Raw genomic sequence first — 18,008 nt, 5'->3', positions numbered from 1 at the left:
TACCAAGCTTCTTTCTCTAAGTCCTCTTATCTATTATATCGACAATTTAAACCAAAGAGTGAGTAAAATTTACATTTATACTCACTCTTTTTACTATCATATCAAATTAATAAGAAATCCGGCACCAACACCTATTAAAACAATTGCCCAGGCCGGCACCTTAAAGAAGTACAGGCATGAAAATAAGATAACTGCGAGGGCAAAATCGGCATTGGACTGAATAGAGCTAGTAATCACAGGGTCGTAAAAGGCAGCAAGCAAAATACCTACAACGCTGGCATTTACTCCCATCAGCACCCCTTGGAATTTAGCCTTTTTGCGTAATTCGTTCAGGAAGGGAAGAGCGGCAATCAGGAATAAGAAAGAAGGTAAAAAGATACCTATCGTAGCAACCACTGCCCCAGAGACTCCATGAATCATCGTTCCTATATAACTGGCAAACGTGAAGAGAGGGCCGGGTACTGCTTGTGCCATTCCATAGCCTGCCAGAAATTCGCTGGCATCAAGCCAGCCTGTCGGGACTACTTCACGTTCCAGCATTGGGAGAACGACGTGCCCTCCGCCAAACACGAGGGAACCGACACGGAAAAATGTATCAAACATTTGAATCAGTGCATTTTCCGTTGAACGTGCTAGTAAAGGTAGGAAGGCCAGTAACCCAGCTAAGACTGCTAAAGCAGCAGCTCCAGCTTTTTTAGAAAAAGTAACAGGGAAAGGTTCAGCTTTAGTATTTGCTGCTTTATGAAATAACTTGGCACCGACGAGGCCGGCAGCTAAAATAATTAAAATTTGTACCCATGCAGAAGGGTAAATCAGCATTATAAAAGCAGCAGCCAGTGCAATGATGATCCGCGGAGAATCTGGTGTCAGCTTTTTACCCAGTCCAATAAGGGCATGCAGGACAACGGCTGCAGCCACAATCTTTAAGCTTTGAATAAAGCCGGCATCCGTTAAATCAAATGACTGGTACATTAAGGCGAAAATCACCAGCACTAGAATCGAAGGAAGGGTAAAGCCAAGCCATGATACAATTCCTCCTAATAATCCGGCACGCAGCATTCCGATTGCGATTCCCACCTGACTGCTCGCAGGTCCGGGCAGGAATTGGCAGAGAGCAATAATATCGGCATATGTTTTATCATCCAGCCACTTCTTTCTGTCGACATATTCATCTTTAAAGTAAGCCAGGTGGGCAATCGGCCCACCGAAAGAAGTGAAGCCAAGCTTCGTAGAAGTCAGTAACACTTCTTTAAGGGAACCTTTAGGTTTACTCATCTTTATTCCTCCAGTCGTCTTCTAAAACCTCCAGGGCAAGTTCGCGGACCTGTTGTTTTCCTTCTTCAAGCACCCGCTTTCCTTCTTCGGTAATCGTATAATACTTTCTTACCTTGCCCTTGACGGTTTCTTCATATTTATTGAGAAGTCCATTATCGTGCAGAGATTTAAGGGTAGGATACAGGGTGCCGGGACTGATGTCATAGCCGTGTGAAGCCAGCTCCTCCATAAGATATGCACCATAAATAGGCTCGACCTCTGCGTGATAGAGTATGTGGATCTTAATAGATCCAAGAAAAAAATCTCGTAACATAATACAGACTCTCCTTTTATCGAATACCGATATCAACATACGATATTAATGATTTTTTAGCAATAAAAAATACGTAAATTTCAACAAAATTTACGTATTCTTAACAAAACTATTCATTTGTTAAAGCTTCATTTACCTTTTTTAAAGTCATTTCATGGGCAATTACGCCGTCAATCGTCCAATGGCTTGGGTCGTTCATAACATATACGTGGTCATTCTCAACAGCAGGAACATTTTGCCAAACCGAGCTGTTATCCAGCACTTCAAAACCAGGTTCGTTTTCTTCTCCGATTAAAAACACATGGTCAGCGTCAAGCTCACTCAGTTTTTCAAGAGACATTGGGTTCCACTGTTCCTCCTGCTCGAGGTTTTTAATAAATTCAGGCTGTGTCAATCCGACTTCTTCATATAAAACTTCAGCACCATAACGGGTCGGCTCAAACACATAGAATTCTTCGCCCATCGTCCAGATAAAAGCTACTGACTCATCTCCAATGGCTTCCTGAAGGCTTTCTTTCATATTTGCAGTCAGATCATCAAAATCTGTTAAAGCCTGTTCTGCCTCTTCCTGTTTATTTAAGATTTCTCCCATTTGTGTAAGCTGTTCACGCCAGTCAGCATTTGTTTCTGCATCCATAACGTAAGTAGGAGCGATCTGCTCGTAATCTTCATAAGATCCGTTTTGAAGAGAAGATGGGGAACTGAAAATGATTAATCCAGGATCTGCCTCAAGCGTCTGCTCCAGCGGAAGGTCCCAGCTGATAGTCGGGACATCTTCCAGCTCAGGCTGAAGATAATCCAATACACTCTCGCCAATGGACCATTGGGCCGCTGGTGTGACTCCAAGGGCTGTTAAAGAATCCTCTAAGTATGGGGCAATGACGCGTTCCGGGTTTGCTGGAATGGTGACCTCTCCTGAAGCGTGTTCAAGGGTGCGCTCCTCAGAAGAGCTTTCTTCAGTGTTATCATCACTAGAAGTATCCTCGGAATCTTCGCTATTGCTGCAGGCGATCAGGGTTATCATGAGAAAAAGACTGACAAACATCCATATTTTGTTTTTCATTAAGACTTTCCTCCCGTAAAACTATTCTAACGAAAATGATAATCATTTTCATTGGATTAGTCAATCTTTATTAAGCCGTGCTTGAACAATTATTTCTTGTACCATATACTTAGGTAGTGATAATCATTCTCAATTTGATGAGTACATCGTACTGTCTTTGTACATAGAGAGGACTGAAACAAAGTGAAGACAGAGGAAGAAACAAAGGCCGAAGGGCGGATAGGGAAAGCGTCGCTCATATTCATAATTGCATCGATTGGACTTGCTTTTTCTTTGGGGTGGTCGGTTGCATTAGGAGCTGCTGATATAAAACTTGAAACCGTCTGGCAGGCGGTTGTGAATTTTAATCCCAATGATACGAGTCATCAGGTGATCCAGGAGCTGAGGCTTCCTAGAGCGCTGGGAGCTGCTTTAGTTGGAAGCTTCTTAGCTGTATCAGGGGCGGTCATGCAGGGTCTTACACGGAACCCTTTAGCTTCCCCGTCAATTATGGGAGTGACGCATGGAGCTGCATTTGCTTTAATTGTTGCCTTAGTTTTTTTCCCCGCTCTTTCTTTAACAGGAATGACGTTTGCTTCCTTTATTGGCGCAGGACTGGCTGTTGTCCTGGTATTTGCGGTAGGGTCTTTATCAACAGGAGGACTTACTCCCGTAAAACTGGCATTAGCAGGGGTTGCGATTGGCGGAATGCTCAGTTCGGCAGCTACAGCTCTTTCTATTCATTTTCAAATCGCAAAACAGATGAGCTTCTGGTATGCCGGAGGGCTGGCCGGAACCGGGTGGACGTCTATAAAAATTCTGCTCGCAGCCGGTGCTGTCGGATTAGTATTAGCTATCGCTATTTCTAAGTCTATGACTGTTCTGAGTTTAGGAGAGGATACCTCCAAAGGTCTTGGACAGAATACGTGGCTGATAAAGTTATCCGGCATTATTGTCGTATTTACCTTATCAGGGGCAGCAGTCTCTGTAGCCGGAACTGTAGGGTTTGTAGGGCTGGTTATCCCTCATATTACCCGGTTTCTCGTCGGAGCAGACTACCGTCTGATCATTCCGGTTTCAGCCGTTCTTGGCGGGGTTCTTTTAGTCGTTGCCGATATGGCTTCACGCTTAGTGAACGCTCCCTACGAAACGCCGGTAGGAGCAATAACTGCATTTATCGGTGTTCCGTTCTTTCTCTATTTAGCCCGCAGCGGAGAAAGGAGCGGTATATAATGGCAAACTATAAAAAAATGACAGCCTGGTCTGTAGGGCTAAGCCTGTATATCGTAGCGATCATCCTTATCAGTTTAAACTTAGGGGCCGTTCAAATAAGCCCTGGAGAAGTTTTTCAAACATTGTTCGGACAGGGAAACAGCCGGCAGGAACTCGTTCTTTTTACGTTTCGTTTGCCAGCCATTACGATTGCGCTATTAGCAGGATTGGCCCTTGGTGTTTCGGGTGCAATATTGCAGGCGGTAACCCGGAATGAACTAGCAGAGCCCGGAATTTTAGGGATTAATTCAGGAGCCGGATTTGCTGTCATTCTTTATATTTTCTTTTTTCAATCATCCATGAACACGCTGACCGGCTGGAGCATATATATGCTGCCGCTATTTGGACTTGCAGGCGCATTTGCAGCTGCCATTATCGTCTACTCACTGGCATGGAAACAGGGAGTTGAACCTATAAGACTTGTGCTGGTAGGGATCGGAGTCAACTCAGGATTTGGAGCTGCTCTTATTCTTTTTCAGGTAAAAATGAACCCACAGGACTTTATGCAGGCGATTGTCTGGCTCTCAGGTGATATTTGGAGTCCCAGCTGGAGCTTTGTAACAGCAATTGCACCGGGAATTCTTCTGTTAATCCTATATGGGGCCGCTAAATTCTCTACATTAAATATTTTAAACTTAGGGGATGAGGTGGCCATGGGGCTGGGGGCCGGTGTTGAAAAAGAAAGACGGATATTACTGTTGATCGCTGTCGGCCTCGCCGGCTTATCCGTCGCGGCCGCAGGAGGAATTGCTTTTCTAGGGCTTGTCGCTCCCCATATCGCTAGAAGGATTGTCGGTCCTAAACATCAATATGCGCTTCCTCTTTCCGCACTGTTTGGTGCTGCCATACTCTTATCTGCGGATACTGCAGGAAGAAACCTATTTGCTCCAGCTGAAATTCCAGTGGGTATTGTCGTTACGATTATAAGCACGCCTTACTTTATCTATTTACTTATGAAAACGAAATAAGGAGAGAAAAGATATGAGCGAACAATTCGACCTCACAATTATTGGAGGGGGGATCACAGGTCTGTATGCTGCTTTTTATGCAGGAATGCGCGAGATGAAAACAAAGGTGATAGAGTATCAGCCGGATGTAGGCGGAAAAGTCTCCTTTTTCTACCCGGAAAAAAAGATTTATGATGTTGGAGGATTCTTTGGTGTTACGGGTGAAGAACTCGTCCATCGGGTGGAGGAACAGGCCGAAAGCATAGAGCCGGAGTTAATCACAGGGGAAAAAATTGAGTCGATAGAAAAGCTGGAGGATGGCTCGTTTATCCTTCATTCAAGTGGCGGGAATCAGCATCTTTCAAAGACCGTAATCGTAGCGTCCGGGATGGGAACATATGATATGAAACCACTTGATATAACACAGCGTAAGAAGTTTGATCCGTTTATTCATTACACCATACAGAATATAAGCCAATATAAAGGAAAGAAAGCAGTAGTAGTGTCAGACAGCCGAGTAGGCATTGACTGGGCATTAGCATTAGAAAAAACAGCAAGTGAAGTTCATATCATCAACCATACTGAAGATTTTAAAGCTGTCTATGATCAGGATGTTGAGAAACTAGAAGCATCATCGGTTCATATCCATAGAAATGCAAAAATAACCGACCTTGAAGGGACGGCATCAGATTTAACTGGAGTAACTTTGGAAAACGGAAATCGTTTGCCGGCAGAACATGTCTTAGTGTACGAAGGGTTGAAAATAGAAAAAAGCTATTATCAGGAATGGGGACTAGATACCGAAAAAGGACGAATTCCTGTAGATATGAACATGGGGACAAACATTGAAGGAGTATTTGCTGCAGGGGATGCAGCGATTTACCCTCATAAAACGATGTTGATCGCTTCAGGATTTACGGAAGCTATGACTGCTGTTAATTCAGCGAAAATGTATGTAGACCCGAAAGCGAAATCTCAGGTTTACAGTACAGTTATTTATAAGCACTCCAAATGATGTAAGCTTGCAGAAAATATCTGCAAGCTTAAATTAATTTTAGACGGGAGGAGAATGACAGAGGAGAAGCTTAGTCTTCTCGAACTACCCGTAGTTTTTTTGATGTGCCTTTTTTAATGCTAAATAATCTTCATCTTCACGAACGACAATCCATTTCTTTTCAAAAATTTCTGCCGACCTCGCTTTTTCTTCATCAATTTCGCGCTCGTTGATTTCTCCATCGTTATCATACTTCTTTCCGCCTTTATAATTTGCATAACGGCGGGAACGTGTATATCCCATTTGTAAAAACTTTCTTGCCATATCCATGCCGATAAAGTCTCCATCTTCCTTGTAAGTGAGGTATATCTGATAAATTTTTTCCGCAGATTCTTTTGCAATCGCAGGAGTTTTAAATCTCCAATGGGGAAGAATTTCGCTTTTATAAGGTTCTACTAGAAGAACTCCCTGCTCTCCGCGGCCGACACGATAGAGCTCGGGCTGCTTCCTGAAATCAATCTTCTCAAAATCAATAGAGTAGTCAAATCCCATTTAATCGACATCCTTAATATTTTCAATGCCAAACATGTTTAATTGTAAATCTTGAGAAAGTTTTTTAATTAGTGCCCCGCCGGCCGTACTGTTGCCTTTACTGTCGATGGGTGGTGATACTACGCCCATCCCCATCACTCCGGGAACAGAGCAGATAATACTTCCTGAAACCCCGCTTTTACAAGGAAAACCGACTTCTACAGCATAGTGACCTGACGCATTGTACATGCCGGACGTCATCATGATGGCTTTTACAGTGCGCAGATGATGGTCTGGGATAAGCTTATTTCCATCCGGATCATATCCACCTCGTGCTAAAAATAGTCCCACCCTCGCAAAATCCATACTGTTCATAGATATCGAATTCATTCTAAAATAAAGATCCAGAGCTTCTTCTACATTTGTTACAAGGGTGCCGGTACTCTGCAGAAAATAAGCCAGTGACCGGTTACGAGCCCCGTTTTTCTTTTCCGCTTCATAAACCTCTTGATCCATTTCGAGTTCATTGTTTTCTGTAATGTCTCTTAAAAAGCTAAGATAACGATTAAATCGATTTTCGACCGTCTGTCCCTTAATAAGAGAGGCGACAGAAATTGCTCCAGCGTTTACCATAGGGTTAAACGGTTTTTGGTTTGCTGGTGATTCCAGTGATGAAATTGAGTTAAAGAAATCTCCCATCGGCTCCATTCCTACCGTTTGGAAGACCCTCTCTTTCCCAAAGTCCCTTAATGCAAGCATGAGTCCTATTATTTTTGAGGTACTTTGCATTGGAATCGGAGTATCCCATTCACCAGATTTATATATTTCAGAGTCTGTCGTAATAATCGTAACACCCAGCATATCTCTCATCGTTTCATCCAGTCCGGGTATACCTGGCTTTATTTCCCCATTTGCAGCATAAGGTTTGCTGTCTTCTATTGCTTCTTCCAAGTATTCGTGGCTGAGTTTTTTCATAGCAGATCCTCCTGAATTTAATATTAAAATGTACCCTTTCCATGGAGGAGAGTAAACGTAGCATAAGACAGGGATAGGTTTCATGATTTTGAAGGTCATTTAAAGAAATGAAAAGTTCTGTTCATTATTTTATTTTGGCTTCTTCACCCATAAATTCACTTGTAAATTAGTAATAGTAACCTCTATGATAGATTCTTCTATTAAATCAATATTTTTCATTTGGTTTGGAGGCAATAAATAAAACCCAAATCGGTCCCCATCGCGGTAATGTAACCCAGAAGAGCCAGAAGGAGATAATTCATAGTTTTCGCCTTTATACACTGCTTCGGCCTTCGCTTTGAAATGACTAGTTAAACCATTATTATTACGTTCGTGTTCCAATCCAGAAACTAATGTCGCCCCGCCCGCGTCATAACTTCCACTCGATCTGAAAGTTACATTATACTCTGAATCGTCATGCGTTACTTTCGTTATATAAATTTTGGTTTCACTATCCTCAAAAAGCACTTTTCCTTCGTTACTCTCTAAATCACTTAAATCAATTTCTATAGTTACTTTTCCTTCCTGAGGAAAAACCGTATGATAATAATCCTCTATGTTACTAGATATGTAGCTGATACCTTTAGATTGTAGATGGCTGCTTTCGATTATTCTCGGTATCAGCAGGAGACCTATTGCGATTATGGCAATGAGGATATATAACGTATTGAGATTAAATAATCTTCTTATCACATATTTCCCCCCTCATAAAAAACCGATGAGTAATTCATTAAAACTAACACGGTCCGTAAAAACCTTATGGTCATATTACCATAAAATTACAACTTTTCACGGTTGGGTCTTCTTTGCATTTTTTTGAAGGAATAAAGCAATATACGGAGAATACAAAAATGACAAACCAAATTTTCAGCTTCAGCTGGTTCTTATGGAAGAATTTTTGAGTAAATGAAGCAGTCTTCTTTTTATTAATTTCTCATTGTAGAGGAGAGAATGGTATGGCTAATGGAAGGGGTTCTGTTCAAGAATTACTTGATACGTACAAAAATGCGGTGAACGAGCGAAATGTAGAAAAACTTTTGTCTGCCTATACGTCTGACATTCATATTTATGATTGTTGGGAAAACTGGGAATGTAATGGTAAGGAATCATGGCAGGTAAATGTAGTGGAATGGTTTAATGGTTTAAAAGAAGAAGGAAATATTCTTAAAGTAGATTTTAATGATGTAGTTATTGAAGAACTTGCGAACATCGCTTTCGTTCATTGTGCGGTTACTTACACGGCTTACCCTGAAGAATCGGAAGAGAAACTTCGTCAAACGACAAATCGTTTTACATTTGGCTTGAAAAAAGTAGACAACACCTGGTTGATTAAACATGAACATTCCTCATTGCCAATTGATTTGGAAAATGGGAAGGGTATGTTTAACCTAAGGTAAGAGAGTGACATGATACAGCATAATAAGGAAAGGGTTGCTTAGCAATCCTTTCTTTAATGTGTTTACTTTTTTGTAAGATGTTGTACCTGAGAGCAAAATATTCCACTCTCAGGTGCCTTTCTAGTCAATAGGATCTTTTGCCTTTCCATATCGAAGCACATCATAGACAGCCATTCCGTCACTTGGCTTTCCATCGTCATTTCTATAAGGAAACAAAGAAAAGAATATAAAGTATATGGAGAAATAGGCGAATTGGTAAAAAAACAATGTAGGAGGCAAGAATTTAGAGGATATTAGGTAATTCAACATGAGGATAACGATTAAATTAAAACCACTACCTGCTAAATAGATGCAAACATGAGTCCACGTTTTGTTGTATGTTAAGGATTCATACTGGCACCACCCCTCCATAAAGTATTTCTTTTTCACTTCTAGTGGACCAACATTAAAGAGTGTCTCACCGGTTCCTATGCAAAATTTGATTTTCCCTCCGAACATTCGTGCAGTCAACACATGCCCAGCCTCATGGATTAGGGTGACCATTGGTAAAATTATGAAAAAATTCACAAAAAACATAGGTATATCACTAAGGGTAAACATTCAATCCTCCTTCCTCTCATTACTTATAAATCACCAGGGTTTAACGAGAATTGCCCCTTAAATAACTGCCACAAAAATAGCCTTTCAATTTTTGGAGACATAGAATAACGTAACATAGTGAGAAATAAAATCCTAATATAGTGATGGATAGATCAGTTAGGGGATATAAGGAGGGAATAAAATCTATAAGGTAACTTATTAAGAAAGTAGTGCCAAAAGTGGTCCGGAACTTAAGATTCAACTTCTTAGAAGTTTTACTGAAGGACAATTAAAATTAAAAAATGTCAAAGTCTAAGCTTTGACACATTAATCGGTATGTTGCAAATTAGTATAGTAGAATTATATTCAACGATTTAAAATTCTCTTGTGTAGTGTTGTTGCGTGTAATTTTATTTTTACACTTCTGGCCATTGCCTGAGATTATGAGAAAAGAGTGTGTTTACTTAATTTTATTGATAAGTTGTTTATATTGTAAATCTCCATATCCTATTTTTGGGAAAAGTGCAAATAACCTTTCAAGTAATTCAGATGTCGATAAGTTTATATTCTTTTCAATATACTTCATTACTGGATTATCATCTTTTTGCATCTCTGAGTATAGGTCTATTGCCTCGGCCATTATTGGAATTACTTTAACGGAAGTGTTTTTCTGATTTAAGAGGACGTCTTCATAAACAATGAAATAATTACCTAATACCAGTTCAGTTTGTCTTACCTTAAATTCATCTTCTTTAAAGCTATTCAAGAAAACTCTGCCACTGTATTCGGATTGTTCAAGGTAAGCGAGAATTGTAAGGAGGTTCATTTGGCAGAACATATCTTCACCGAACCATAATACGGTACATGGATATTGGTTATTAAAGAGAGGATTTAAAGGGCTAATGACCTTATCAATATAATCATCAACTAGCTCATTGTGCCCTGCTGCTCTTGTCTCTATGAATTCCTTACTAAATATATTACTGGTAGCGGTGTTTATACACATCGCTTCATTAAACGGAGCGTACTCTGAATTCCCCATAATCTTTTGATTCTTAAACTCATCGTACATAACCTGGCCATTTAATATATTTAGGACTTGTTCATTAGAAAAATCACTCGTTTCGTTTTGAATGTGATGAGCTCTCATTTTTTGTGAAAAATCCATTTCTTCCACTCCTCTTTTTTGCGGATTTAAAGTAAACAAGCCGGCATTTTGCTGGATTGGAATTTTTTAAACTTATGAGCAGGAGTCAATAACTATATTTTAACATCTTAGTATAGTTAAACATGATTACACACGGTTTCTATAAAGAAACCGTGTTTTTTTATTAGCCGTTGTATATAATAGAGGAAGATTAAGTAAAGGAGCTGATGTGTTATGAAAAAACTCAATTTCGTACAACCCATACACTACTTATCAGAATCGGGAGGACACATCAGCTAAACGTGATCGTCCTCCAAATTTAGGAGGAATTTAGTGAAGCTAACAAAATTACCGAAGGAAGTTGTTCATCAATTAAAAGGTGGAGAGCAGGCAGGTCGAATTGCGCGTTCGTCTTCAAGTATCTTTACGCTGTGGAGTGACCGTGGAGTCCTTCAAGGTCATTTGTCTGGAAAATTGCGCTATGAATCAAGTGTACGACCAGTCACAGGGGATTGGGTGGTTTTTGAACCTTTTGATCAAGAAAAAGCGATGATACATCGAGTTTTAACAAGAGAAACGGTGTTATCAAGAAGAGAACCCGGAACTGAGCATAGGGAACAGATTATTGCTGCTAATATGGATGCTGTTGTTATCATGACGGCGATGACCGCTGAATTTAATATGCAGAGGTTGGAACGTTATGTGTATCAAGTATATGAAAGCGGAGCAAGGCCGCTGATCGTTTGTACAAAAAGGGATTTATATGATGAACCCGAAGCTTTAGTTGCCCAGATTGAACAAAGAATCCCGGCTGTACCTGTTTACGGATTAAGCAGTTTATCTCTCGAGGGAATGGAAGTGTTTATAAAGGAGTTATCCCCCCTTCAAACCTACGTATTGATCGGTTCTTCCGGCGTGGGGAAATCCACACTGATTAATAATTTGCTTGGCCAGTCAGTGCAGCAAACGAAACAAGTGCGTTTACAAGATGATAAAGGACGTCATACGACGACTCATAGAGAAATGTTTGCACTTGAAAACGGAGCGATCCTGATTGATACACCGGGAATGAGAGAAGTGCAGCTTTGGGGAAATGCTGAAGGAGTAGAAGCAGCTTTTTCAGATATTGAACAGCTGGCCGCCAGGTGTAAATTCCGTGACTGCAAGCATGAAAGTGAACCAGGCTGTGCCGTTTTAAAGGCAATTGATAAAGGTGACCTCCGTACAGACAGGGTAAAAAGCTATCATAAATTATCCAGAGAGCTGGAACGGCTTGATTTAAAAGAAAAGTATGGCACACATCGAGCCAATCGAATCCTCCATGGCCCAAATTCTCATAAATAATATATAAGTAAAAGCCGAGTTAGGAAAATTTCTTACTCGGCTTTTTTGGTTTTTTCAGCGGAAATCTGTAAAGCCTTCGTTTCATTGCTTTATTCCTGCTGCTTTAAATAACGCTGATCTTTAAGGAAAAGCCTCCAAAACAAGTAGAATGCCGGAATTAATATGGAAAAACCCACACCATAAACAATCAGCATCTTGTAAAAGACGGTTGTATTCGTAAATGAACTCTCAATTGTAAGCTCTGGATAAATTAAATAAGGGAGATGTGCTGAGCCGTAGGCGTAAATAGCGATACCATATTGGATAATGATAAAGACCATTGCCGCCCTGGAAAATCCTCGCACACCGTTTTTCTTAATGAAAAGTGAACCATATCCTAAAAGAAAGAAGGCAATGGAAAGGCCGAACCAGATAGGGGTGGCTTTAATGTTATCAATCAGCCAGGAAGCTTCGGCAGGCATCGACCCTATCGTTAAGACAGCAATGATTATGGAGACGGGTCCAAGCCAAAGTGAATGCTTGCGATACGTGTGATAGGCTGACCAGTCTTTTGCTTCTTTTGCATAATCCATAAGAAAGACTGCTGAGATAAACAGCTCTGTCGTTAAGCCGAATGCAATATGTGTGTACAGGGTGGGATGAGTAAGCAGTTTTCCGTATAACAGCTGCTCAGTTCCGTCATTCCTCATTTCTGAAAATCCTCCGAGAGTAATAGGGAGAACACTTACGAGCAGGGCAGGGATAACGAGTCCCGTAACTCCTGATGTGATTCGCAAAATCTCCCGATAACGGCTTGTATGGCTGGCAAATACCATAAAGGTTGTACGAATGGTTAACAGCACTAAGCCTAATCCAACCGGAATTAACAGAAGACTGCTGAGCGTATTGGTGGCAAATGGGAAAAATGTAACAAGAGACACGACAAAAAGAACGAGGAATACGTTAGTTACTTCCCAAGTTGGTGATAGGAAGCGGTTGGCGATATTGGCCGCACTTGTTCGACTGTTATGGGTATAGACCATTCCCCAGAAACCGGCTCCAAAGTCCATAGAACCGAGCATGGAATAAACGAATAATAAGCTCCATAAGAGCGTAATGGCTAAAGTAGAGGCTTCCATTTAAAGGTCACTCTTTTCTATAGTTTTTTCTATGACTGGGTAGTGTTTAAATCTTTTTCAACTGGATTTCTCTTAAAGTAATATCGAAGAACGAACCCTGTAACAAACAGCAGTGTAACGTACATACTTAAAAAGGTGACGAACAGGATGCCGACACTATTGGAAGTAGTTGAGGCTTCATCGGTCCTTAATACATCTGTTATCGTCCAAGGCTGACGGCCGATACAGCTAAAGCACCATCCGGCTTCAATAGCAATCATGGCCAAAGGCCCGCTGGCCACGATAAGCGCGAGAATAAAGCCGGGAAACTCTCTTTTTAATACATGTTTCCAAAAAATAGCTAAAAAGGAGACAACGATGAGAAGACTGCCAATCCCGACCATGATATTAAAGAGAATATGGACATAAAGCGGCGGCCAGAGTTCTTCCGGGTATTCATTTAGTCCGATTACTTCTGTATCAAAACGGTCACCGGCTAAAAAGCTTAGCGCATATGGGATTTCTATCGCATATTTGACTCTTTGCTCTTCTGCCGATGCATATCCGCCGATCGCGAGAGGCGCATAGCTCGTCGTTTCAAATAAGCCTTCTGCAGCCGCCAGTTTTCTTGGGTTTTCTTCGTGGAGCATCTGAGCGGCATCATGACCGTTCAGGGCAGTAGCTAAAGAGATTGCTGCTCCGAAATAAAGAGCGATCATCAGAGCTTTTTTATGATAGTGTCTTTCTTTTTGGGAAATATTTTTCTTAAGCAGACGATTGGCTGCAATGGAAGCAATTAAAAATGCGACTGTCATGTAGGCGGACAGTGTGACATGGATAGCCGTTACGATAAAGCTTGGGTTAAATATAGCTTCCCACACATGGACATTAGTAACTATTCCATTTTCCGAAATATCGAATCCGGCGGGTGTATTCATCCATGCATGGACATCGGTAATCAATATCGCTGAAGCGGTGGCCCCTATGGCTACAAGCAAAATACTAAGAAACCTTAACCCCCGGGGAAGTCGGTCGGCTGCGTATAAATAAATCGACATAAACACGGCTTCAATTAGAAAAGCGAAGATCTCAATTTGGAATGGCAGGGAAATGACCTGGCCGACGATCTGCATAAAATTAGGAAATAGCAGAGACATCAAAACAGCCACAATTGTACCTGAAGCAATTGATACTGCTAATAAAATGGCAAAGCCTTTTGTCCAACGGCGTGCCATTAGCGCATAATCGTTATCCTTTTTAATCCAATACATAATCTCAGCTAAAATAATCATCACCGGGATGCCTACACCGATCGTTGCGTAAATAATATGAAAGGCCATAGAAGAACCGAACAAGACTCTAGACATTGTAACTATATCCATAACGTCACCTCATACTCACTCTTATCTAGCATTCAGCCTGTCCTTAAAAGCAGCCTATTAAACACAAAAAGACCTCCTTTTATAAAAGGAGGCAGGTTTTATCACTTATGAGGTTTCAGCTGAACGGTGGCAGTCTATTCCTTTATACAATGAACCATCCACTCGTCAATAGAAAAATCGACAATTCTTCCTTTATCTTCATTAATCTGAAAGTAATTCTTCGCAGCTGCTGGAGAGTTAAGGAAGAAGTTTTCCATATTAATAATTTCATTACCAGAAAGTGTTCGTTCCGCCCAGTCTTTAAAAGGAAGTGTTTTCCTGCGGACTATTTCCTGTTTAATGGTAAGGCCACTGTTGTTCATCAATTCTTTCCACTCAGAAACCTTTAGGGCGCGATAATGACTGGGGTCGCGCATTTTTTCAAACGTATTGTAAAAATCATCAAAATTATCATCTTCAGAACTGATGTTATCAACCATAACGAATGCCCCTCCCGGTTTAAGCACGCGCTCTGTTTCTTGAAGAAAATGATCAGGGTTAGGGAAGTGGTGAGGGGCAATCCGACAGGTCACTGCATCAAACGAATTTTCAATAAAGGGAAGCTGTTCAGCGTCTGCAATCACATAGAGGAGGTTTTCAAGTTCCTTGAGATGCCTGGCGGTATTACTGAGCATCTCTTTCGTTAGGTCAGAAGCGATCACCGTCCTCACAAATGGACTTAATTGTTTAGCGACATGACCTCCTCCTGTCGCGATATCTAAAACCGTCCACGAGCTTTCAGGGTTCAGCCAGTCTGTAATTGCTTCCAGATCGCTCTTATTTCCATGGGTGGTGCTGTTAACATAAGCTTCTTTGTTTTTGGAAAAAGTGTTTTGTGCCTGTTTTTTAACAGGATCCATATGGCAGTCTCCTTTCTTCAACCAGGATACTTTCATTATAAGAAAGAAGGAGAGATAAAAGAAATACTAGTTTTTGATCATGTGTGATAAGTAAATCAAATCATAAAGGTAAAATCAAAAAAGCCGCCGAGCATTACTCGGCAGCCCTGCTGCTTGTTGGAAAGTCTCACTGTTCCGTTACTCTAAAAAACATAAAGGGCCGGGAGAATAGGTGGAATAGTGAGGACAAATCCGATAGAAAGTTGAAGAGAATTCCCTTATTCCGTTTCCCGTGATAAAGAGAGGCGGGCCTGGGGAAACCACTCGCTTTCCGTGGGCGAACGCTGAGCTTCCTCGGGCTTTTAGCCCTGCGGGATCTCACCCTGTTCTATCCTCCCATAGGAGTCTCGCCGTTTCCCCAGACCCTTTATGTTTTTAGAGTAACGGAACATTTAAGAAGATAGGATCGTTTCCATGAGAGAGCTTACTGAGATGACAGCGTTCCGTTTTCACCATTAAATTTAAAGAGCCAAGGTGAGATCCGCGAGTGTAACGAGCTAGCTCACCGGCTCCCCGCGGAAAGCGAGCGATTTCCCAGCCGCTTTTCTCTTTTTATAATAAACGGAACAGCCTTCTTTAAAGAGAGATCAAGAAAAATGGCGAAACTACTACAGGGAAATAGAGCCAAGATGAGATCGCGCGAGTACAGCGAGCTTGATTACCGGCTCCTCGCGGAAAGAAAGTGACTCCACAGCCGCTTTTACTCACACAGGAAAAAAGGAACCGCTTTTTAAAAATATTTATTGGATAGAGAATGTTTCTTTCTCAAGCAGGTCTTCTGGTTTTTCACCAATCTTATCCTCGTGGAAATAGTCTCGGATGACACCATCATGAAGATAGTTGGCAATCGCGACGATACTCATTCCCTGATCGAGGGCGAGGTAGGCGTTTGTTACTTCGCCAGTTTCTACATTTACGGAATCTTTAAAACCATACTTTCCATACATATCATAAGATTTTAGTGTTTTAATATTTTCAAATGCTTCAATCGGTGCATATTCAAGAGCTAAAAAGGTAGCATGTGGCGTTACCGTTCCATCCCCTTCATACCCATCCATGCCAAGTGCAGGTACTCCGAATTCTTTGTAGTTATCGGGAGTTGCAGTAGGAGACATTCCCCATGCTTCATATCCCTGTTCTTTTGCATATTCGATTTGAATATCAACATGACGCTGGTTGTTTAAACCAAGTGCGTTTTTACCAAGCTCTTTTTCTTTAAGGACGAGTGCCGGCATAAGGGCTTCAAACATACTGCCGCCCCAGCTTGGAACATATTTTGTGCCTTTATAGCTGTAATGACCTTCGAAAACCTCAATTCCATCGTACACTTCAGTATAGCCTTCTGGTTTTTGAGACTGCCAGTCCCACTCAGCAGGCATGGTACGATACAACTGCCACCAGTGTGATTTCGGTACATCTCCTTTACCGATAGCTAAATAGCTGGCGACACGAGGCTCTGTGTAAAAGGCGCCGTAGTGGTGTTCGGTCAGGCTTTCAGTAACGACATCATATCCGCCGCGCATTTGGCCGACTTCAGGATCGTAGAGGGTGGAATAGTCCATGGCTTCAACGATGCTATTCGTTTGGTTATACAATTCAGGATAAGCTTGTCCGGCGACAATCAATCCCGCCGATAGCCAGCCATTATCGACAGTAGAAATAAATTGTCCCCAATCTGTCATTAGGGAGCCGTCATCTGTGAAATACCAGTTATAGAAAAGTCCATTCCACTTTTCCATACCTTCTAATGTACGTAATGTCGTCTTAATTTTGTCTATGGCTTCTTTTTCGGATATATTGCCAGATTCTTCAGCAGCAATGGTGCTCATAAAGTACATGCCAATATTAGTAGGAGAAGTATGCTTAGCGGGGTCGAGCTCACCGTCGTCTGTCCTTACAGCATCGTATGTAAGGCCGGTATTTTCATCAGTGAATTCTTCAAAGTAGCGATATGTTTGCTTGGAAATGGCTTCAAGCTGTTTGGACAGTGCTTTTTCCTTCCCTTTATCAGAGGGTGAGGCGAAGGAAGGCGTACCCAGTACTCCCACTATTATAAGCAGAGCAGCAAAAATTATTAACGTCTTTTTCAAGAGAACACTCCTTTAATTGAATTTTTAGTGAAACGTTTCGATTTCAGTATACAAAACATTAATGTAAGCGTAAACATTAATGTGCAGAATTTTGCAAAAATGATAGGAAAGTAGCAGGATTTTTAAAATGTCAACAAGTGTAGGGGAGATAATAGAAACGATTCAATAGTCAGTGAAAAAAAACTCCGCTATAAGCGGAGTTTCAGCAGTATTGTTCGTATGCTTTTGTAAGGTTTTCCGTTATTTCCTCAACTTCATGGTCTTCAATTTCTTCTCGTGGAATGAAATGAACGACCTGGCCATTTTTCAAAAGTGCTATAGAAGGAGAGGAAGGCTCGTACCCTTCGAAATATTCACGCATACGGCTTGTAGCATCGCGGTCCTGACCTGCGAATACGGTTACAAGCTGATCAGGTTTCTTTTCTGAATTCAAGGATTCACGAGCAGAAGGGCGGGCAAGACCGGCGGCACATCCGCATACTGAATTAACGAAAACAAGCGCGGTTCCTTCTGTGCTGCCTATAAATTCGTCCACTTCTTCCGGTGTGGTCAACTCTGTAAAGCCGGCCGTTGTCAATTCATCACGCATAGGCTGCGAGATTTCTTTCATATAAGCTTCATATGGGTTCATAAAAGCATACCTCCT

General features: G+C 41.4%; 17 protein-coding genes and 1 pseudogene. 5 read left to right on the top strand and 13 right to left on the bottom strand.

Annotation, left to right across the window (positions count from 1 at the left end):
- Positions 1-96: 96 nt before the first annotated feature.
- The 3 genes from chrA to B7E06_RS20170 form a co-directional block, all read right to left on the bottom strand.
- Positions 97-1,275 carry a chromate efflux transporter gene (chrA, locus tag B7E06_RS20180; protein WP_082235668.1) on the bottom strand — a complete coding sequence of 393 codons (1,179 nt, stop codon included), beginning with the start codon at positions 1,273-1,275 and terminating at the stop codon, positions 97-99.
- The gene (locus B7E06_RS20175; RefSeq protein WP_082235667.1) at positions 1,268-1,588 is read right to left on the bottom strand and encodes a PadR family transcriptional regulator; all 321 of its coding nucleotides are present in this window, start codon (positions 1,586-1,588) and stop codon (positions 1,268-1,270) included. The genes chrA and B7E06_RS20175 overlap by 8 nt, the downstream gene beginning before the upstream one ends.
- 109 nt (positions 1,589-1,697) lie before the next feature.
- Positions 1,698-2,651, bottom strand: coding sequence for an iron-hydroxamate ABC transporter substrate-binding protein (locus B7E06_RS20170; RefSeq protein ID WP_082235666.1), 954 nt, complete (start codon positions 2,649-2,651; stop codon positions 1,698-1,700).
- Positions 2,652-2,834: 183 nt separating this feature from the next.
- Between B7E06_RS20170 and B7E06_RS20165 the strand changes: the two genes are divergently transcribed.
- From B7E06_RS20165 to B7E06_RS20155, 3 genes are read left to right on the top strand one after another with little or no spacing between them, the layout of a single operon-like run.
- Positions 2,835-3,863: a FecCD family ABC transporter permease gene (locus B7E06_RS20165; protein ID WP_179134108.1), complete on the top strand. Its 1,029-nt coding sequence runs from the start codon at positions 2,835-2,837 to the stop codon at positions 3,861-3,863.
- Positions 3,863-4,870 (top strand): FecCD family ABC transporter permease, encoded by a 1,008-nt coding sequence (locus B7E06_RS20160; RefSeq protein ID WP_082235665.1) that lies wholly within the window; start codon positions 3,863-3,865, stop codon positions 4,868-4,870. Before B7E06_RS20165 ends, B7E06_RS20160 begins: the two co-directional genes overlap by 1 nt.
- A gap of 13 nt (positions 4,871-4,883) precedes the next feature.
- Entirely contained in the window at positions 4,884-5,864 is a 981-nt protein-coding gene (locus B7E06_RS20155; protein WP_082235664.1) for an NAD(P)/FAD-dependent oxidoreductase, read from the top strand.
- A gap of 84 nt (positions 5,865-5,948) precedes the next feature.
- On the opposite strand, the gene B7E06_RS20150 is transcribed toward B7E06_RS20155, so the two are convergent.
- The 3 genes from B7E06_RS20150 to B7E06_RS20140 form a co-directional block, all read right to left on the bottom strand.
- Positions 5,949-6,395 carry a DUF4385 domain-containing protein gene (locus B7E06_RS20150; RefSeq protein ID WP_082235663.1) on the bottom strand — a complete coding sequence of 149 codons (447 nt, stop codon included), beginning with the start codon at positions 6,393-6,395 and terminating at the stop codon, positions 5,949-5,951.
- On the bottom strand, positions 6,396-7,349 hold the full coding sequence (gene glsA, locus B7E06_RS20145; protein ID WP_082235662.1) for a glutaminase A: 954 nt from the start codon (positions 7,347-7,349) through the stop codon (positions 6,396-6,398).
- Between the two features lie 129 nt (positions 7,350-7,478).
- On the bottom strand, positions 7,479-8,081 hold the full coding sequence (locus tag B7E06_RS20140) for a hypothetical protein (RefSeq protein ID WP_245807782.1): 603 nt from the start codon (positions 8,079-8,081) through the stop codon (positions 7,479-7,481).
- A gap of 263 nt (positions 8,082-8,344) precedes the next feature.
- Between B7E06_RS20140 and B7E06_RS20135 the strand changes: the two genes are divergently transcribed.
- Positions 8,345-8,785, top strand: a complete 441-nt coding sequence (locus B7E06_RS20135; protein ID WP_082235661.1) for a YybH family protein — start codon at positions 8,345-8,347, stop codon at positions 8,783-8,785.
- 120 nt (positions 8,786-8,905) lie between these two features.
- Here B7E06_RS20135 and B7E06_RS21985 read toward each other — a convergent pair whose 3' ends face one another.
- Both B7E06_RS21985 and B7E06_RS20125 read right to left on the bottom strand, forming a co-directional pair.
- Positions 8,906-9,385, bottom strand: a complete 480-nt coding sequence (locus tag B7E06_RS21985) for a site-2 protease family protein (protein WP_218672921.1) — start codon at positions 9,383-9,385, stop codon at positions 8,906-8,908.
- A 439-nt stretch (positions 9,386-9,824) separates the two neighbouring features.
- Positions 9,825-10,598, bottom strand: a pseudogene (locus tag B7E06_RS20125) (AraC family transcriptional regulator); the annotation flags it as partial.
- A gap of 246 nt (positions 10,599-10,844) precedes the next feature.
- Between B7E06_RS20125 and rsgA the strand changes: the two are divergent.
- On the top strand, positions 10,845-11,855 hold the full coding sequence (rsgA, locus tag B7E06_RS20120) for a ribosome small subunit-dependent GTPase A (RefSeq protein ID WP_082235659.1): 1,011 nt from the start codon (positions 10,845-10,847) through the stop codon (positions 11,853-11,855).
- A gap of 89 nt (positions 11,856-11,944) precedes the next feature.
- Here the strand turns inward: rsgA and B7E06_RS20115 are convergent, their stop codons facing one another.
- The 5 genes from B7E06_RS20115 to B7E06_RS20095 all read right to left on the bottom strand — a co-directional run bounded on the left by B7E06_RS20115 (position 11,945) and on the right by B7E06_RS20095 (position 17,993).
- On the bottom strand, positions 11,945-12,973 hold the full coding sequence (locus B7E06_RS20115) for a cytochrome d ubiquinol oxidase subunit II (RefSeq protein ID WP_082235658.1): 1,029 nt from the start codon (positions 12,971-12,973) through the stop codon (positions 11,945-11,947).
- Positions 12,974-13,002: 29 nt separating this feature from the next.
- Positions 13,003-14,334, bottom strand: a complete 1,332-nt coding sequence (locus B7E06_RS20110; RefSeq protein WP_082235657.1) for a cytochrome ubiquinol oxidase subunit I — start codon at positions 14,332-14,334, stop codon at positions 13,003-13,005.
- A 134-nt stretch (positions 14,335-14,468) separates the two neighbouring features.
- Complete coding sequence (locus tag B7E06_RS20105) at positions 14,469-15,233, bottom strand: class I SAM-dependent methyltransferase (RefSeq protein WP_082235656.1); 765 nt, start codon at positions 15,231-15,233, stop codon at positions 14,469-14,471.
- Positions 15,234-16,012: 779 nt separating this feature from the next.
- Positions 16,013-17,362, bottom strand: coding sequence for a glucoamylase family protein (locus B7E06_RS20100; protein WP_082235655.1), 1,350 nt, complete (start codon positions 17,360-17,362; stop codon positions 16,013-16,015).
- Between the two features lie 202 nt (positions 17,363-17,564).
- A complete protein-coding gene (locus B7E06_RS20095; RefSeq protein WP_082235654.1) occupies positions 17,565-17,993 on the bottom strand; it encodes a BrxA/BrxB family bacilliredoxin in 429 nt (142 codons plus the stop codon).
- Between the last annotated feature and the right edge of the window lie 15 nt (positions 17,994-18,008).

The organism is Halobacillus massiliensis, from assembly GCF_900166625.1.
Classification (GTDB): domain Bacteria; phylum Bacillota; class Bacilli; order Bacillales; family Halobacillaceae; genus Halobacillus_A; species Halobacillus_A massiliensis.
The sequence above is the reverse complement of the archived record's forward strand: the minus strand, read 5'-3'. Positions and strand labels throughout refer to the sequence as shown.

Excerpts from the sequence above, each read along its gene's own strand:
- chrA (WP_082235668.1), bottom strand. The coding sequence starts at position 1,275 with ATGAGTAAACCTAAAGGTTCCCTTAAAGAAGTGTTACTGACTTCTACG.
- B7E06_RS20175 (WP_082235667.1), bottom strand. The coding sequence starts at position 1,588 with ATGTTACGAGATTTTTTTCTTGGATCTATTAAGATCCACATACTCTAT.
- B7E06_RS20170 (WP_082235666.1), bottom strand. The coding sequence starts at position 2,651 with ATGAAAAACAAAATATGGATGTTTGTCAGTCTTTTTCTCATGATAACC.
- B7E06_RS20160 (WP_082235665.1), top strand. The coding sequence starts at position 3,863 with ATGGCAAACTATAAAAAAATGACAGCCTGGTCTGTAGGGCTAAGCCTG.
- B7E06_RS20155 (WP_082235664.1), top strand. The coding sequence starts at position 4,884 with ATGAGCGAACAATTCGACCTCACAATTATTGGAGGGGGGATCACAGGT.
- B7E06_RS20150 (WP_082235663.1), bottom strand. The coding sequence starts at position 6,395 with ATGGGATTTGACTACTCTATTGATTTTGAGAAGATTGATTTCAGGAAG.
- glsA (WP_082235662.1), bottom strand. The coding sequence starts at position 7,349 with ATGAAAAAACTCAGCCACGAATACTTGGAAGAAGCAATAGAAGACAGC.
- B7E06_RS20135 (WP_082235661.1), top strand. The coding sequence starts at position 8,345 with ATGGCTAATGGAAGGGGTTCTGTTCAAGAATTACTTGATACGTACAAA.
- B7E06_RS21985 (WP_218672921.1), bottom strand. The coding sequence starts at position 9,385 with ATGTTTACCCTTAGTGATATACCTATGTTTTTTGTGAATTTTTTCATA.
- B7E06_RS20115 (WP_082235658.1), bottom strand. The coding sequence starts at position 12,973 with ATGGAAGCCTCTACTTTAGCCATTACGCTCTTATGGAGCTTATTATTC.
- B7E06_RS20110 (WP_082235657.1), bottom strand. The coding sequence starts at position 14,334 with ATGGATATAGTTACAATGTCTAGAGTCTTGTTCGGTTCTTCTATGGCC.
- B7E06_RS20105 (WP_082235656.1), bottom strand. The coding sequence starts at position 15,233 with ATGGATCCTGTTAAAAAACAGGCACAAAACACTTTTTCCAAAAACAAA.
- B7E06_RS20095 (WP_082235654.1), bottom strand. The coding sequence starts at position 17,993 with ATGAACCCATATGAAGCTTATATGAAAGAAATCTCGCAGCCTATGCGT.